The sequence below is a fragment of the Odoribacter sp. N54.MGS-14 genome, assembly GCF_000980295.1.
In the GTDB taxonomy this organism is placed as follows: domain Bacteria; phylum Bacteroidota; class Bacteroidia; order Bacteroidales; family Marinifilaceae; genus Odoribacter; species Odoribacter splanchnicus.
In genome coordinates this window covers 1-214 of sequence record NZ_LARL01000205.1, presented here as the reverse complement: position 1 = coordinate 214, position 214 = coordinate 1, and the positions used below count along the sequence as shown (strand labels likewise).

The 214-nt window shown below is 57.9% G+C and carries 1 rRNA gene; it reads right to left on the bottom strand.

From position 1 onward, the window contains the following. Window positions 1-214, bottom strand: a 23S ribosomal RNA gene (locus WS42_RS15145); the annotation flags it as partial.

Genomic DNA, 214 nt, shown 5'->3' with positions numbered 1-214 from the left:
TATCTCATCTTGAGGGGGGCTTCACGCTTAGATGCCTTCAGCGTTTATCCCGTCCCGGCTTGGCTACTCTGCCATGAGCCTGATGGCTCAACAGATACACCAGAGGCCAGTCCACCCCGGTCCTCTCGTACTAAGGGCAGCTCCTCTCAAATATCCTACGCCCGCGCCGGATAGGGACCGAACTGTCTCACGACGTTCTGAACCCAGCTCGCGT